We start from the raw sequence: 14478 nt of genomic DNA on the forward strand, positions 1-14478 counted from the left end.
CGAATGTTCCCGCGAGCAAGCCAACTCCACAGGTACCAGCAGTCGCCAAGGCAACGCCGGCACAAGCGGAAAAGCAGAGCAACCCAAGAAATCGAAGCATCCGTGCGCCCTAAGTTGTGGTGTGGCCGGGGCCGCTTTTGATTCGTATCGAGGCTAAGCAAAGTTGCCGCGCAGGGATGCGAGCAACGTCTGCAATTGGCCGGTGGGCGTCATAACGAGAGCGCGCGCTGCGAAGAGTTTCAGTCGTCTTCGCCAGGCGGCGCCCGTTCGATCGTCCATTGTTCTTCAGGACCCGAGCGAGTGGCCTGAAATCCGGGCGCAAGGTCGGCGAGTTGGGCTATTGCAGGGTCGAGTTCTAGGACATGGCCTAGACCAGCAAGCGCAACATCTTCCAGCTCCTCGCTCACCCCGTCTAGGAACTGCCATCCGTGATCATCTTCGTCATGTGAAACCAGTAGGATCGGCCTACTACGGTTCAAGACAGTTTTCGAGAAGACCGTTGCGCAGTTTCGAGGCTGATCGAATGGCCATTTCATGATGTCGCTTGGTATCTCCTGGTAGGTGTGGTCGCGCTAGATGACTGCTGCTGGCCGGCAACCGTCGATGCTTCCTCGGCTCAGTCAGGGCGAGAAACATCCTCTCCAAACATCATGCGGTGACCGTCAATGGTCTCGATTCCAAACTCTCGCATGCCCCAGGGCTCTGTGCAAAGAGCCTTGACCATCTGCACACCCCGCGCAGCCAGATCCTTGTGCAAGCCAGTGACATCGTCGACCTCAATGTAGGCCATATATGAGTGCTCGCCCAGCTCCCGTGCGGCAGGTGTGTCCGGGCACTCTCCTGCCATGATGGTGCAGGCGTCGCGTCTGAACAGACGCCAGCCGGGCACTTCCTTCCATTCGATCGAGAACCCCAGGACGTCGCTGTAGAAATCGGCGGACCGGGCCAGGTCGCGCACTGCGATCACAAGTCGAGGTTGTTTGAGCATGACGAATATGACGAAGGATCGAATGACTACCCGCAGGATTCTGCTTCAGAGATGAAGGTCGGCTTCTGGCCGACTGTAGCTAGTCGCGTTGCCGTCGCGAAACGGCCCGAAGCGGCTGTTCATACACGTCCGCATCGAGCCGCCGGAAATCCCAAACCTACAGCTTCAGAACGAACGCGAGACCGTCCCAGGGATACCAGACAAGGTAGCCTGTCGCGACAGCGGCCGCCGCAGCGGAGATTAAAGGCCGAAGTTCAATACTAGGCCTCGGCGACAGCCGCGATCGAAATCTTCAGGCCCGGAATTCGTGCAGGCAGCTTCGCTCCCTGCCGCGCAGGCGGATTGGATGGAAACCACCTGAGCCACTCCTCGTTCATGCCCACAAAGTCATCCTCGTCCGCGAGGACGACGGTGAAGCTCACCGCCTTGTCCATGGAGCTACCCGCTTCCTCAAGAATCGCTTGCACGTTGGTCAGGCACTGTCGGGTTTGTTCCTGGATTGTGCTGCCCACTATTGCACCTGTGACGACGTCCGCTGGCGAGGTGCCGGAGACGAAAACGAGGCCAGCGGCTTTGACGGCCTGACTGTATGTCTGCGGTGGCTTGGCAGCCTTCGGTGTAAAAACAATATGACGAGCCATTTGTTTCTCCAGCAAAAAAGGGGTGTCTTCCCAACCAGCCGTCGACAACGAGAGACGGCTTCTGGCCGACTGTAGCCGGTCAGATCGTTAGCACAACTACCGTTCGGGACACTGCTCTCGGCCGAGACAGCCGGCCGCACCCTGCAGCGTTATTAATGCGTAGCACTATGAACGCGCAGCACTTCGTCTTTTTCCTTCAATGGCAGAAAGAAGATTCCTGGTTTGAGGCTGGAAAATACCGCTCCCTTTAAGAGCAGAAGTCGAGTTGTTGCATCGTTCTGATGAGCGGCCCTGATCTCACCGAGGCTGTAGTGCATAAGCGGGTCAAGCGGTATGAGCAATTCCCCTGGTACTCGGTCTGCATTTGTAATCAGAGCCTCATCGACTGCCACGCGAAGACGAATGACATTCGCCGAACCAGGGCCAGTGCGCGCCTGGTCATCCGTGACCGGATTGCCCTTCCCGTCAACCATGTCAACGCTGACGACGTGGCCGACCAGTACATGGTCCGCCTCCGTAGCCATTGCGGTGAGGGACATCTGCAGCGGAAGGCTCGCCAGTGCAGCAAGGGGGATCGTTGCGATCAGCGACAAAAGAAGGCGTTTCATCAAGCGTTCAAGCACTTCACAATCTCCATAACATCTGATCGCCGTAGCGCCGCACTACCGAGGGCGAGGACTGCTGTTGGCCGACTGTAGCCTCCCGCGCCGCCGGCAAAAAGTGGTCCCAAAGCGGTCCTCGTTATTGCCAAATAGCGGGCGCTCAGAAGCGACGTGTTGCGTTGAAGGCTGAGCCAAGCAATTGGGTGACATGCTCTTCAAGGCAGGGTTAGACGTTACCGTCGTACTTCTCCTTCAACTCGAAGTACACCTTCTTGCAATGCTCGTAATACTCGCGCTCGTCATCCGCTCTTTGCTGAGCTGGTTCTCCACTTTGAACAGGATCTGCCGCAGCGGCTTCGATGACCTCCAAAGACACGTTGTCTCCCGGCTTTAGGTCGTAGTCCTCAAACCAGACTAGATGATCGTCCTGGATGCCGGGGCCCCGCGAAGTAAGCCCACCAAGACGGAGATGAATGTCAAAGTCTTCGACGGCTCTGTGGGGGCGGCTTGCCGACCCAAGCTTACCAACAGCGGTAATGGTTGTCGTCAGAACGCCCAAATCATCTGCCCCTCCAACTACTGGCTGCTGATCGTTGAGTTGGACTCGAAATGCAAGCATGCTGTGCCTTGTTGACGGGACGTAGAAAGTCGCCTCTAGCGCATTCTGCCGCAGCGCGAAGGCCGGCCTGCCCAGAACAGGCGACTCAGACGCACTTCACTGTGTCGTTCTCTGGTACTCAACGAAGAGCCCGTGCCGGACCTATCGCGTCGTGTCTGGTGCCTCACCCTGGCATCGCGGAACCTGATGGCTCCCGACTCGTAGGGAAGCTCGGCGATGTTGAGCTCAGCGTCCGATGGTCATGCTTTTTGGATTGACGGGCGAATTGGCAGGCAGTCAGGAACGTCCGGTGTTGGCCGTATTCTGCCCTTAGGTTTTCCGCGCCGACGCGCCACTTGGCGTCATGCTCAAAGTCGCGCGCAGGCACCTCTCCTCTAGACAGGCAGCCGTCTTGCCGCAGCCGAGGAGCTCGCCATTGCGGATGCTTGAACGCCTAGACGACGTCTTTTAGCGACTGAGCTCAACTTGGCTCATGGTTCGCTCTCGCAGCAGCTTGCAACAGTTCCAACGATAGGGCCCCCGGCAAGCTGTGCACTTCGCAGTACCAGACTTGGTAGCACCATCGCCCCTCGATCTGCTCAGTTCCGGCAAAGCTGATGGTGTCGAACGCGCACGCGACCACCTCGGGGCGCCAGAGGATGCCCAGCGGTGGTGGCACATTGTCCGGGCGCGCCTCCCACAGGCCGAGTTGCATCCTTCCTTCTATGTCTCGCAGTGCCAGCATTCCGCACAGCCACGGCTGGTCGACGAACTCCCGCTTGCTCAGCCGGGTGCCGCCGCGGTATCGGGGTTTCATCTTCACGCGCACGACGAACTCAATTGCCTTAGAACTTTATACTGTACAAATATACAGTATTTAGCGATGACGAGGCAATGAAAACGTGCCAGCAACGTCGCTTCAGGCGAGGGCCAGGCGCAACGATTCAATCGTCGTATCGGCGGTGCAGATGCGGCGTTGCAGTTCGGCGTTAAGCAATCTCAAAAGCGCGCCGAGTTCGCTGCGGTTCACATAGACCTCTGCCGGGTCGTTCAAGCGCTTTGGCTCGATGAGCCCTTCGAGGCACGCGTATGCGCGGTGCACGTCGTGAATACTGTTGATGTCGTCGCACGCCTGAAGCGCGAGCGACTCGGCGCTGTCTTGCAGCGGGCACGAGCTTGATTCAGCTGCAGCGTCAGGATTTGGTATCGCGTCCGGCGCAGCTGTGAGGTTTTCGGGAGGAGCGGGGAGCGTGGGGGCGTGCTCAGGCTCGCGAGCGGGTGTAGCCATTGATGGCCTCCAAGAGGTGCGGTTTGCTGAAACCGCCGCTCTCGCTGTCAAACGATTGGCGGCGACTCGGACGGGTTGACAGACCGGGCACCTCTTGCGAGAACCGGCAGGGCTCGCGCCCTCCCATCCGAGCCGCCAAAAACTGGAGGCACGAACGAGAAAGCCGCAGATCCTGCGGAGGGACTGCGGCTTTCGTCGCAGAGGTGCTTCAGGCTGTCAAACCTAATCACGCCTTTTTCCTGACGTGACCGGCGCAGTATAGCGAGCAGGCTTTCCTCAAATTCCCAATGAGCCGACCGCCTGCCCGGCATCTGTCCGACATCTCCGCTGCTCGAAATCGCAGACCGTGCCATGAAGAAACTCCCAGGAGAATTCATGGCTCAACTCAACCAACCTGTCGACAAGAGCGGATCTCATGACCGCGGTCATCCCGCACCATCGCCCGCAGACCTTAAAAAGGCTGCCGACGAATTCACTGAAGGGCCAAACGTCGAGGCAAGCCCTTGGGAGCTTCAGGCCGCGCGCGGAGAAACGCCGCTGCAAGGGCCTCGGGCAGAGAGCGCCCTCGACTGGGACGAGTTTCTGGCGCGCTACGGCGAGTGGAAAGAAGCGACGGTTCGTTTCGAGGCCGCCGTTCGCGAGATGAAGGCGGGCTCGGAGCAAGGCCGCTTGCAGGCGCAGCAGCTTGCGCGCGAACTTGCCCGTCTGCACCATGCGTTCATGGAGTCCTCGCAGCCTTACTTCCAGGCGTCGAAGGTCGATTGAGGAGCAGGCTCCCCGCCGCCCCACATGGCTCAGCGGGGAGGCGCTGAACGTTCCCTCTGGCTCTCTTACAGCCCGTAATACTTGTCGACCGTGCCGCTGTACGTGTCGTCGTAGTCGGGCACGCGGTCGCTCGCATACTTGGGCGCGCCCTCGAGCTGCGCCTTGTCCAGCGGCACCACATAGCCGTCTTGCGAAAGGTCGTACTTCAGCATGGGCCAAGGAATCGGATAACGGTCGGTGCCCATGCCCAGGAATCCGCCGAACTCCATCACGGCGTAGCGGACCTGGCCCGATACCTTGTCGATCATGAGGTCGTCGATGGTGCCGAGTTTGTCGCCCGCCGCGTTGTACACGGTGGTCCCCTCGACACGCTCTGAAGAAATAACCGGATTGGAACTTGTCATGGAAGGTTGTCTCCGGCCGGCATTTCTGGGGATGTCGGCGTTGAATGTTGCAAAGCCCAGAGCTGCAACTCTCCGCTCTGCAAAATTCATCCACATCGGTCGAGAGACCGTCGTGTTGTAGGCGCCTTTCGGCCGCCTGCGCGTGTTGCAGCCCGCAAGATGCGCTGGAAGGTCGGGCATTCCATGTGGCTGGGCGCGGGGCAGGCGGCGGCATGGCGCAGGCCGTCGCGCATGGCAGTGAGCTTGCGAATGGTCTTGTCGAGCTCGTCGGCCTTTGCCGCAAGCATTCGCCTGTCGATGCGCGGCACTCCCTCGGGCGCGAACATATGGCCGATCTCTTCGAGCGAGAAGCCCGCGGAGCGCCCCACCGAGATCAGCGCGAGCTTCTCCAGCACGCCCGAATCGAACAAACGGCGCAGGCCGCGCCGGCCGGTGGAGGCGATGAGCCCTTTCTCTTCGTAGAAGCGCAGCGTCGAAGCGGGAACGCCGGATTGCTGCGCCACTTCGGCAATGTCCATGTGAGTTGCTGCCATTACCTCTTGACCTCAAGTCGACTTGAAGTTGCAAAGTCTAGCTTCCGCCCATTCGGGCATGCAAGGAAAACGATCATGAACATCAAGCAGCACACGGAAGGCAACGAGCAGGCCGCACTTTGGAACGGCCGCGCGGGGCGCGCCTGGGTCGATGCGCAGGAGTCGCTCGACCGGTTGTTCACTCCGTTCGAGAACCTGCTCGTGAATGAGGTGCGCGCCGCGCACGGACGCCGGGTGCTCGACGTGGGCTGTGGCACGGGTGCAACCACGCTGGCCATTGCACGAGCGCTCGGCACGGAAGGCCGCTGCACCGGCGCCGACATTTCAGAGCCGATGATTGCCGTCGCGCGGGCACGCGCCGGGCGCGAAGGCGCACCGGCAAGGTTTGTGTGCGGCGATGCGCAAAAGCAGCCCTTCGAGCCGGCGAGCTTCGACATGATCGTCTCGCGCTTCGGCGTGATGTTCTTCGACAGCCCGGTGCAGGCTTTTTCGAACCTGCTGAATGCGGCCAAGGGCGGCGCGAAACTTCGGGCGATTGCATGGCGCAGCGCCGCGGAGAACCCGTTCATGACCACGGCCGAGCGCGCCGCGTCACCTCTGCTGCCGAACCTGCCGGCCCGCAAGCCGGGCGCGCCGGGACAGTTCGCCTTTGCGGACCGGGGCCGGGTCGCGTCCATCCTGGAAGAGAGCGGCTGGGCCGGCATCGATATTCGCGCGATCGACGTGGAATGCACGTTTTCTGAAAGCGATCTGCGTACTTATCTCACCCGTCTCGGCCCCGTCGGCCTGGCTCTTCAGGATGAAACAGACGAGCGCAGGCGCGCACAAGTTGTCGAAACCGTTCGTGCCGCGTTCCAGCCCTTTGTGCATGGCGCCGAGGTTCGCTTCACCGCCGCCTGCTGGATGATCGGCGCGCACGCGGCTGCTGCGTAGCGCTTCAACCCAGCAGCCGCGGCACGAGTTGCACCGTGAGTGCGCCGATGATTCCCTGCGCTGTGACGCAGTGCCACATGAGCCCGGTGTTGTCGATGGTCGCGCGCGCCGTGGGCAGCAGCCGGCCCGCCCAGGAGCGCACCAGCACATAGCCGCCCATCAGCATGATCACGGCAATGTGAAAGGCCTGGTAGCCGAGCAGCATGCCGACCGATGCACTCCAGCCTTGCGCGCGCGGATCGAGTTGCGCCAGCACATGGCCGCCGATGTCGAGCGCGGCTGCTGCTGCGGCGGCCACCATGGCCAGCGCCACCAGCGTGCGCAGCAGGCGCTGGCCGCGTGCATGCGCAGTGCGCGCCATGCGCGTGGCGGCCAGCATGGCGGCCGAGCTTGCCGCGAGCAGCAGGGCCGTGGCCAGCGGCCAGCGCGTGGCGGGCAGGGCGGCACCGGGTGGCGGGCACACGTCGCTTGCCATTGCAAGGTGCACGTGGGTGTAGAGCAGCGAGACGAAGATGGTCATGTCCACAGCAATCAGCACGATCATGGCCCACCATGAATGCGATGTGCTGCCATGCGCGCCCACCGGCAGGTGCACGCCGTGGCCCACGTCCACCGTTGCAACAGGCGGAGGTTGATCCGAGTCCCATAGCCAGCGCAGGATGAATGCAATGGCGAGCACGCCGCACGCAAACGCCGGCACCGTCTGCGAAACCGTGAGAAGCAGAAAGAAGCCTGCGGTGCCCGCCGCCGCGCCCAGCGGCCACCAGCTGTCGGTGGGCAGGCGCAGCAGGTGCAACGGCCGCGCGTCGCGCAGGCTGGTCATCAGCGTTTCGCGGCCGCCGAACACGGTGCGGGGCAGCCAGTGGTGGCCGGCCTCGACCTCTTGCGGCAGTGCGGGGTTCTTCCAGAGTGGATAGCGCGAACCAACCTGCGGAATGCTGCGCGCGCCGTATTCGCGCGGCGGCAGCCATTCGAGAGTGCCTGCGCGCCACGGGTCGCCGTGGTCGCGGGGCGGCCGCCGCAGCGTGCGAAACGCATCGATGAAAAAGAGCAGCACGCCCGCCGCCAATACATAGGCGCCGACGGTCGACAGCATGTTGAGTGCGTTCCAGCCCAGGCTGCCGTCATAGGTGTACACGCGACGCGGCATGCCGAGCATGCCCGCAATGTGCATCGGGAAGAACGCCAGGTTGAATCCGCCGAACATGAGCCCGAAGACCCAGCGGCCCCATCGCTCCGAAAGGCAATGGCCGTTGAAGAGCGGTGCCCAGTAGTAGAACCCTGCAAACACCGGAAACACCATGCCGCCGATGAGCACATAGTGCAGGTGCGCCACGATGAAGTAGCTGTCGTGGGCCTGCCAGTCGAACGGCAGCACCGCCACCATCACACCGGTAAGGCCGCCCAGCACAAAGATGAAGTGAAAGCCGAGCAAGAACAGCGTAGGCGCATTCAGCACGACGCGGCCGCGCCAGAAGGTGGCAATCCACGCGAACACCTGCACGCCGCTGGGGCGCATTCAGCACGACGCGGCCGCGCCAGAAGGTGGCAATCCACGCGAACACCTGCACGCCGCTGGGTATGGCGACGATGAAGCTCGCAGCGGAAACGATCAGCAGCGAGAGGTTGCCAAGGCCCGCGGTAAACATGTGGTGCGCCCACAGCGCAAAGCTCACCACGCCCACGCCGATGAGCGCCAGCACCACCGCACGGTGGCCCACCAGCGGCGTGCCGGCAAGCGTTGCCACCATCATCGAGACCATGCCGGCCGCGGGCAAGAAGATGATCCAGCGGCGTGCCGGCAAGCGTTGCCACCATCATCGAGACCATGCCGGCCGCGGGCAAGAAGATGATGTAGACCTCGGGATGGCCGAAGAACCAGAACAGGTGCTGCCACAGCAGCGGATCGCCGCCGCGCGCGGGTATGAAAAACGGCCAGTCGAATGCGCGCTCCAGCTCGAGCAGCATGGTGGCGGCAATCACGGCCGGAAACGCGATGACGATCATCAGCGCGCTCACCAGCATGGCCCAGGCAAAGATGGGCATGTGCATCAGCTTCATGCCCGGCGCGCGCGTGAAGAGAATGCCCACGATCAGCTCGATGGCGCCCGCAATGGCCGAGATTTCGATGAACCCGATGCCCAGCAGCCACCAGTCGGCGCCGCGCCCGGGCGAAAACTCCTTGCCCGTGAGCGGCGGGTACATGAACCACCCGCCGTCCGGAGATTCGCCGAAGAAAATGGTGCAGAAGAACGCCAGGCCGCCAATGGCATAGGCCCAGAACGCATAGGCCGAGAGCAGCGGAAACGGCAGGTCGCGCGCGCCGAGCATGCCCGGCAGCAAATAGATGGCCACGGCCTCGACGATGGGCACCGCAAACAGAAACATCATCACGGTGCCGTGCATCGTGAAGAGCTGGTTATAGGTGTTGGCGTCGATCAGGCCGTTGCCGGGCACTGCCAGCTGCGTGCGCATCAAGAGCGCCAGGATGCCGGCCAGCACAAAGAACAGCATGGCCGTGGCAATGTAGAACACGCCGATGCGCGTGTTGTTGACCGCCGACAGCTGGCGCCAGCCGGTGGGCGGCTTCCACGCGCGCTCCAGCGCCTCGCGTTCCGCTTCGGGGCGCGGGGGCAGGTTTGCTGGCTCGGTCGCGGCTTGGATCATTTCAGTTGCGCGAGCCAGGCCGCGATCAGTTGAAGGTCTGCATGGCCGATGCGCTCGCCGGACGAGGGCATGCGCGCACCCGGTTTCAGCTGCTGCGTGTGGGCAACCCAGGCGGCCAGTTGGGCAGGCTCGTTGGGCACGGTGCCGGCCCCCAGGTGCAGCCGGCTGCCCACGTGGGTCAGGTCGGGGCCGAGGCGGCTTTCTTCGCTCACGCCGCGCACGGTGTGGCAGGCATTGCAGCGGTGGGCAAGAAAGGCCTCGCGGCCGCGTTCGAGTTCGGGTGACGACGCTGCCGGCGCAACCGCGGGCCTTGCCTGCGCCGCGAGCCAGGCATCGAATGCGGCGGGCTCTTCTGCCACCACATGCAGCGCCATGCGCGCATGCTGCTCGCCGCAATATTCGGCGCATTGGCCGCGCCATGTGCCGGGCCGGTCGGCCTGCAGCTGCAGGTGCTGCACGCGGCCAGGCAGCATGTCCATCTTGCCGCCGAGCGAGGGCACCCAGAAGCTGTGGATCACATCGGCGCTGCCAAGGCCGAAGTAAACGGGCCGCCCGACGGGTATGCGTATTTCATTCGCGGTGACCACTTCGGCGCCGGTGGCGGGGTCGCGGTAGCGCACCTCCCACCACCACATGTGGCCTGTAACGCCGATGATCAGCGCGTTGGCTGGCGGAACGGGGCGCCACGGCGGCCGGTGCCATTCGCTGTAGAAGAAAAGTGCCACAAGCACCACGGTCGGAAACACCAGGCCGCCGCCAATGAGCCACCAGCGCGTGTTCACGGTGCCACTGCGGCGGCGAACGGCCAGCACCAGCAGCAGCATGACCCCGGCAAAGATCAGCGTGCCGCCAATCGCCAGCACGGTGCTCACGTCGAGCAGCGCGCCGGCGACAGGCCCTGCGGCCCGGAGTGCGGATTGCGGCGGGCCTTCGCTCATTCGAGTGCGAGCAGGTAGGCCGCCATGTCGCGCGCCGGAGTGCGGATTGCGGCGGGCCTTCGCTCATTCGAGTGCGAGCAGGTAGGCCGCCATGTCGCGCGCATCGTCCGGTGAAACGCCCATTGCCGGCATGAGGGTGCCGGGTACCAGCGAGCCGGGCGCCACGATCCAGCGCACAAGGTGCTCGGGCCCGTTAGGCACGTGCCCCGCGATGTAGCTGCGGCGGCCGAATGCGGCCAGCGTGGGGCCCATGCGTCCACGGGCCGCCTGCACGTCTGGAATGGCGTGGCAGCTGCCGCACTGGTATTGCGCGAGCAGCAGCCTTCCTCTTTCTACCTGCGCTTGCGGCGCACGATCGAACGGAGGAGGGATGTCTTGCGGCATGCACCCGGCAGAGAGCAGCGCCAGCACCAGCGGCGCGAGCGGCAATACGGCACGATACGGCAGGACGGCCAGCATGCCGCAATTTTGCGGACAGGAACGCGGCTTGCGCCGACACGGCGGCGCCGGAGCGCGTCGGACAATGCCGCCAATTGAATGTTGCCGATGGGTGCACCCAAGACCGTTCTTCTCACCGTTGCCGTGCTGGGCCTTGCAGGCGCGGCGGCGGGTGCGCTGGTGGTGTATGGCGGCCTCTACAACGTGGCCGCCACCGTGCAGCACACGCAGCCGGTGTACTCGCTGCTCGAAACCGCCATGCACCAGTCGGTGAAGATGCGCGCCCGCAACATCGAGACGCCGCCGCTGGACGACGAACGCATGGTGATGCGCGGCGCCGCATGTTTTCGCGACAAGTGCGTGCAGTGCCACGGCGCGCCGGGCGTTGCGCAAGGCGACATCGGAAAGAGCATGCAGCCCTTGCCCGGGCCGCTGGTCGATGCACGGCACCACTGGAAGCCGCGCGAGCTGTATTGGCTGACCAAGCACGGCATCAAGATGAGCGGCATGCCGGCCTGGGAGTACAGGCTGTCCGAGGAAGAGCTGTGGTCGGTGGTGGCTTTCCTTGCCCGGCTGCCGGATTTGACGCCGCAGCAATATGCGGAAGCCACGCGCGTCGAACCGACCGGCGTGCAGGGCGCATCAACGGGATCGGCATGCGGCGCTGTTCCAGATGGCGCACCGGTCCGCATGGGTGAGGCCGACCGCGGCAAGCGGGCGCTTCACCAGTACGCCTGCAGCGCCTGCCACACCATTCCAGGCGTCACGAGCTCTTCGCCGCACGTCGGTCCGCCGCTGGCGGGTATAGGAGGGCGCACTCTCATCGCCGGGAAGCTCGCCAACACGCCCGACAACATGGTGCGCTGGCTGCGGCATACAAGGAAGGTCGATCCGTTGACAGCCATGCCGGAACTCGGCGTGACCGAGCAGGACGCGCGCGACATTGCCGCCTACCTTGCAACGCTGCGCTGAGGGCGGCCTCGGGCCTAGAACTTCGCCGCGGTACGTTCGTCGTCTACGGTGGCAATGCGCAGGCGCGCGCGCTCGTGCCTGATGACGAGTTCGGCGCAGCGCTCCTGGGTGGACGCATCGGCCGGCGGCTGCTCCCTGCAATCCACCAGGAGCTGCGACTCGTCGAAGTCCAGCCCATGAAGAACCTCCTGGCCATGCGAATTGATGGCCAGGAGGTTTTCAGCGGACAACTGGTTGCGCAGGGCCTCTGAAATGGTGAGCGATTGCACAGGCTTCACCGCTTCGTCGTCCCTCCGGTCACTTCTTCATGGCCTTGATTTCGGCCTTGCCCTTTTCATGATCGGCCTTGGCTTGCTTCACGCAAGCATCCTTGGCGTCGCCCTTCTGGTCGTCGCACTTTTCCTTGGCAACGTCGTAGGCCACATCTATCTTGGCTTCGGCCACCTTGCGGGCATTGCCGTCGCTGGGCCTTTGCTTCTGGTCGAGTTCGGCCTTGGCGATTTTTTCCTTGCCCTTGGCCTGTTCCATGCAGACATCCTTGGCGTTGTCCTTCATGGCGTCGCAGGCAGCCTTGTCGGCCTTGTAGTCGGCCGAGATCTTGTCGCGCGCCGCCTTGAACTCGGCCATGGCCGGATCGGTGGCCGCGGACGGAGTAGTGTTCACTTGCGCATGCACCTGGACCATTCCAAGGCACGATGCCGCTGCGCAAACCATAAGCAGTTTCTTCATGATGATCTCCTTGACGCCGGTGGTTGTTCTGCAAGGAAGGATCGGCGTCTGAATTCAATATAGAAGTCGCCCGTGCCCCGTTGGTAGGACGCTTTTCAAAGCAGCCGTAAGCACATGCTGACGCTGCTTCTCTATCGGTTTATCGGCTCAAGCCGTTGCGCTGGCCCAGTATTCCCGCGCCGCGGCCTTCACGGTACGCATGGCCTCGGGATCGCCATGCCAAAGGGCCGAGAGGTATGCCTTGGCCTGCGCAAGCGACACATCGGGCGGCAGGGGCGGCACCGCGGCATCGGTCACCATTTCAAGCAGCATGGGGCGGTCGGCCGAAAAGGCGGCCTCCCATGCCGGCCCGATGGCTTCGGGCGTGTCGACGCGCAACGCGCCGAGGCCGAGCATTTCCGCAAAGCGCGCATACGGAAAATCAGGCAGTACCTGCGAGGCTTCGAACTTGGGGTCGCCGCCGAGCACGCGCTGCTCCCACGTCACCAGGTTGAGGTCGCGGTTGTTGAGCACCATCACCACCAGGCGCGGATCGGCCCAGTCGCGCCACATGCGTGCAAGGGTGATGAGCGCGTTCAGCCCGTTCATCTGCATGGCGCCGTCGCCCAGCATCGCAATAACTGGCCGGTCTGGGTGGGCGAGCTTGGCCGCAATGGCATATGGAACGGCGGGCCCCATGGTGGCCAGCCCGCCGGAGAGGCTGGCTTTCATGCCGCGGCGCAGCTTGACGTCGCGGGCGTACCAGTTGGCGGCGGTGCCGCTGTCGCAGGTGAGCACGGCCTGCTCCGGCAGGCGCGGCGAGAGCTCCCAGAACACGCGTTGCGGGTTGAGAGGCGAGGCCTCCACATGTGCGCGCGCTTCGAGCACCCGCCACCATTTGGCCACCTCGGCTTCGATGCCGCGGCGCCAGGCGCCGTGTTCCTTTTGCTCCAACAGCGGCAGCAGGGCGGCCAGCGTGGCGCGGCTGTCGCCGACCAGGCCCAGTTCGGCCGGGTAGCGCAGGCCGATGGCGCGAGGGTCGGTGTCGATCTGTACGCAGCGCGCCCGGCCTTCGGGTGGCAAGAACTCGGCATACGGAAACGACGAGCCCACCATCAGCAGGGTGTCGCAGTCTTCCATCATCCGTGAACTCGGCCGGGTGCCCAGAACGCCGATGGAGCCGGTCACAAAGGGAAGATCGTCGGGCACCGCGGCCTTGCCCAGAAGGGCCTTGGCAATGCCGGCGCCCAGCCGCTCGGCCACAAGAACCAGTTCGTCGGTGGCGTGCAGGGCGCCCGCGCCCGCGAGGATGGCCACCTTGCTGCCGGCATTGATGATTTGCGCCGCGTGCTCGAGCGCCGGCGCTTCGGGCACCACCGCGGTGGCCGTGGTGCCGATGCCGCTGTGCACGGTGCCGTGCTCGCGCGGAGGCACCGGCACGGCGGGCAGGTCTTGCACGTCGTTGGGAAAGATCACGCAGGTAACGGCGCGCCGGTCGCGTGCAATGCGCATGGCGCGGTCGATCAGGTGGCGGGCCTGTTCCGGGCTGGAGGCCATTTGCACGAACTCATGGGCCACATCCTTGAAGAGCGAGACCAGGTCCACCTCTTGCTGATAGTCGCCGCCGAGGGCGCTGCGCTTCTGCTGGCCGACGATGGCAACCACGGGCTGATGGTCGAGCTTTGCGTCGTAGAGGCCGTTCAGCAGGTGGATTGCGCCCGGGCCCGAGGTGGCCAGGCACACACCCACCTCGCCGGTGAACTTGGCATGGGCGCAGGCCATGAAGGCGGCAAGCTCCTCGTGGCGGCTTTGAATGAATTCGATGGAGCCTTCGGCGCGGTCGAGTGCGCCCATCAGGCCGTTGATGCCATCGCCGGGATAGCCGTAGATGCGGCGCACGCCCCAGTCGTACAAGCGTTGCACCACGAAGTCGCTGACTGTCTGCTTCATTGAAGAGGCTCCATGTCCAAAAGCGCGATGTTGTGCACTTGCCGTGCTGCGGG

Annotated in this window: 18 protein-coding genes and 2 pseudogenes; 3 read left to right on the forward strand and 17 right to left on the reverse strand. The window is 63.7% G+C overall.

The genetic code is table 11. The features are described from left to right. Positions 1–239: 239 nt before the first annotated feature. The 7 genes from QHG62_RS07730 to QHG62_RS07760 all read right to left on the reverse strand — a co-directional run bounded on the left by QHG62_RS07730 (position 240) and on the right by QHG62_RS07760 (position 4117). Complete coding sequence (locus QHG62_RS07730) at positions 240–536, reverse strand: hypothetical protein (protein WP_281150326.1); 297 nt, start codon at positions 534–536, stop codon at positions 240–242. 80 nt (positions 537–616) lie between these two features. Further along, positions 617–988, reverse strand: a complete 372-nt coding sequence (locus QHG62_RS07735; RefSeq protein WP_281150327.1) for a VOC family protein — start codon at positions 986–988, stop codon at positions 617–619. A gap of 260 nt (positions 989–1248) precedes the next feature. Then, positions 1249–1629 (reverse strand): RidA family protein, encoded by a 381-nt coding sequence (locus QHG62_RS07740; protein WP_157611834.1) that lies wholly within the window; start codon positions 1627–1629, stop codon positions 1249–1251. Between the two features lie 152 nt (positions 1630–1781). Then, positions 1782–2252, reverse strand: coding sequence for a hypothetical protein (locus QHG62_RS07745; protein ID WP_281150328.1), 471 nt, complete (start codon positions 2250–2252; stop codon positions 1782–1784). Between the two features lie 205 nt (positions 2253–2457). Continuing rightward, entirely contained in the window at positions 2458–2850 is a 393-nt protein-coding gene (locus QHG62_RS07750) for a hypothetical protein (RefSeq protein ID WP_281150329.1), read from the reverse strand. Positions 2851–3310: 460 nt separating this feature from the next. After that, positions 3311–3646 carry a hypothetical protein gene (locus QHG62_RS07755; RefSeq protein WP_281151528.1) on the reverse strand — a complete coding sequence of 112 codons (336 nt, stop codon included), beginning with the start codon at positions 3644–3646 and terminating at the stop codon, positions 3311–3313. 102 nt (positions 3647–3748) lie between these two features. Continuing rightward, positions 3749–4117 (reverse strand): hypothetical protein, encoded by a 369-nt coding sequence (locus QHG62_RS07760; RefSeq protein WP_281150330.1) that lies wholly within the window; start codon positions 4115–4117, stop codon positions 3749–3751. Positions 4118–4468: 351 nt separating this feature from the next. On the opposite strand from QHG62_RS07760, the gene QHG62_RS07765 reads away from it, so the two are divergent. Next, positions 4469–4882, forward strand: coding sequence for a hypothetical protein (locus QHG62_RS07765; RefSeq protein WP_281150331.1), 414 nt, complete (start codon positions 4469–4471; stop codon positions 4880–4882). A gap of 65 nt (positions 4883–4947) precedes the next feature. On the opposite strand, the gene QHG62_RS07770 is transcribed toward QHG62_RS07765, so the two are convergent. Both QHG62_RS07770 and QHG62_RS07775 read right to left on the reverse strand, forming a co-directional pair. Further along, positions 4948–5286: a PRC-barrel domain-containing protein gene (locus QHG62_RS07770; protein WP_157613327.1), complete on the reverse strand. Its 339-nt coding sequence runs from the start codon at positions 5284–5286 to the stop codon at positions 4948–4950. A gap of 86 nt (positions 5287–5372) precedes the next feature. Then, entirely contained in the window at positions 5373–5819 is a 447-nt protein-coding gene (locus tag QHG62_RS07775) for a helix-turn-helix domain-containing protein (protein ID WP_281150332.1), read from the reverse strand. Positions 5820–5894: 75 nt separating this feature from the next. On the opposite strand from QHG62_RS07775, the gene QHG62_RS07780 reads away from it, so the two are divergent. Beyond that, entirely contained in the window at positions 5895–6752 is an 858-nt protein-coding gene (locus tag QHG62_RS07780; protein WP_281151530.1) for a class I SAM-dependent methyltransferase, read from the forward strand. A 4-nt stretch (positions 6753–6756) separates the two neighbouring features. Here the strand turns inward: QHG62_RS07780 and QHG62_RS27680 are convergent, their stop codons facing one another. From QHG62_RS27680 to QHG62_RS07795, 5 genes and pseudogenes are all read right to left on the reverse strand, one after another. Continuing rightward, complete coding sequence (locus QHG62_RS27680) at positions 6757–8271, reverse strand: cbb3-type cytochrome c oxidase subunit I (protein ID WP_348638683.1); 1515 nt, start codon at positions 8269–8271, stop codon at positions 6757–6759. Between the two features lie 52 nt (positions 8272–8323). Beyond that, positions 8324–8515: pseudogene (locus QHG62_RS27685) on the reverse strand (cbb3-type cytochrome c oxidase subunit I); the annotation flags it as partial. A gap of 85 nt (positions 8516–8600) precedes the next feature. Beyond that, positions 8601–9419 (reverse strand): annotated as a pseudogene (locus QHG62_RS27690) (cbb3-type cytochrome c oxidase subunit I); the annotation flags it as partial. Further along, entirely contained in the window at positions 9416–10357 is a 942-nt protein-coding gene (locus tag QHG62_RS07790; RefSeq protein ID WP_281150333.1) for a cytochrome c oxidase subunit II, read from the reverse strand. The pseudogene QHG62_RS27690 and the gene QHG62_RS07790, both read right to left, overlap by 4 nt. A 63-nt stretch (positions 10358–10420) precedes the next feature. Further along, the gene (locus QHG62_RS07795; protein WP_281150334.1) at positions 10421–10816 is read right to left on the reverse strand and encodes a c-type cytochrome; all 396 of its coding nucleotides are present in this window, start codon (positions 10814–10816) and stop codon (positions 10421–10423) included. Positions 10817–10894: 78 nt separating this feature from the next. On the opposite strand from QHG62_RS07795, the gene QHG62_RS07800 reads away from it, so the two are divergent. Then, positions 10895–11767 carry a c-type cytochrome gene (locus tag QHG62_RS07800; RefSeq protein ID WP_432445591.1) on the forward strand — a complete coding sequence of 291 codons (873 nt, stop codon included), beginning with the start codon at positions 10895–10897 and terminating at the stop codon, positions 11765–11767. Positions 11768–11781: 14 nt separating this feature from the next. Here QHG62_RS07800 and QHG62_RS07805 read toward each other — a convergent pair whose 3' ends face one another. The 3 genes from QHG62_RS07805 to QHG62_RS07815 all read right to left on the reverse strand — a co-directional run bounded on the left by QHG62_RS07805 (position 11782) and on the right by QHG62_RS07815 (position 14425). Further along, on the reverse strand, positions 11782–12045 hold the full coding sequence (locus QHG62_RS07805) for a hypothetical protein (protein WP_281150336.1): 264 nt from the start codon (positions 12043–12045) through the stop codon (positions 11782–11784). Positions 12046–12064: 19 nt separating this feature from the next. Next, entirely contained in the window at positions 12065–12496 is a 432-nt protein-coding gene (locus QHG62_RS07810; protein ID WP_281150337.1) for a hypothetical protein, read from the reverse strand. A gap of 147 nt (positions 12497–12643) precedes the next feature. Then, a complete protein-coding gene (locus tag QHG62_RS07815) occupies positions 12644–14425 on the reverse strand; it encodes a thiamine pyrophosphate-requiring protein (protein ID WP_281150338.1) in 1782 nt (593 codons plus the stop codon). Positions 14426–14478: the final 53 nt, after the last annotated feature.

It is taken from the genome of Variovorax paradoxus (genome assembly GCF_029919115.1).
GTDB classification, from domain to species: domain Bacteria; phylum Pseudomonadota; class Gammaproteobacteria; order Burkholderiales; family Burkholderiaceae_C; genus Variovorax; species Variovorax paradoxus_O.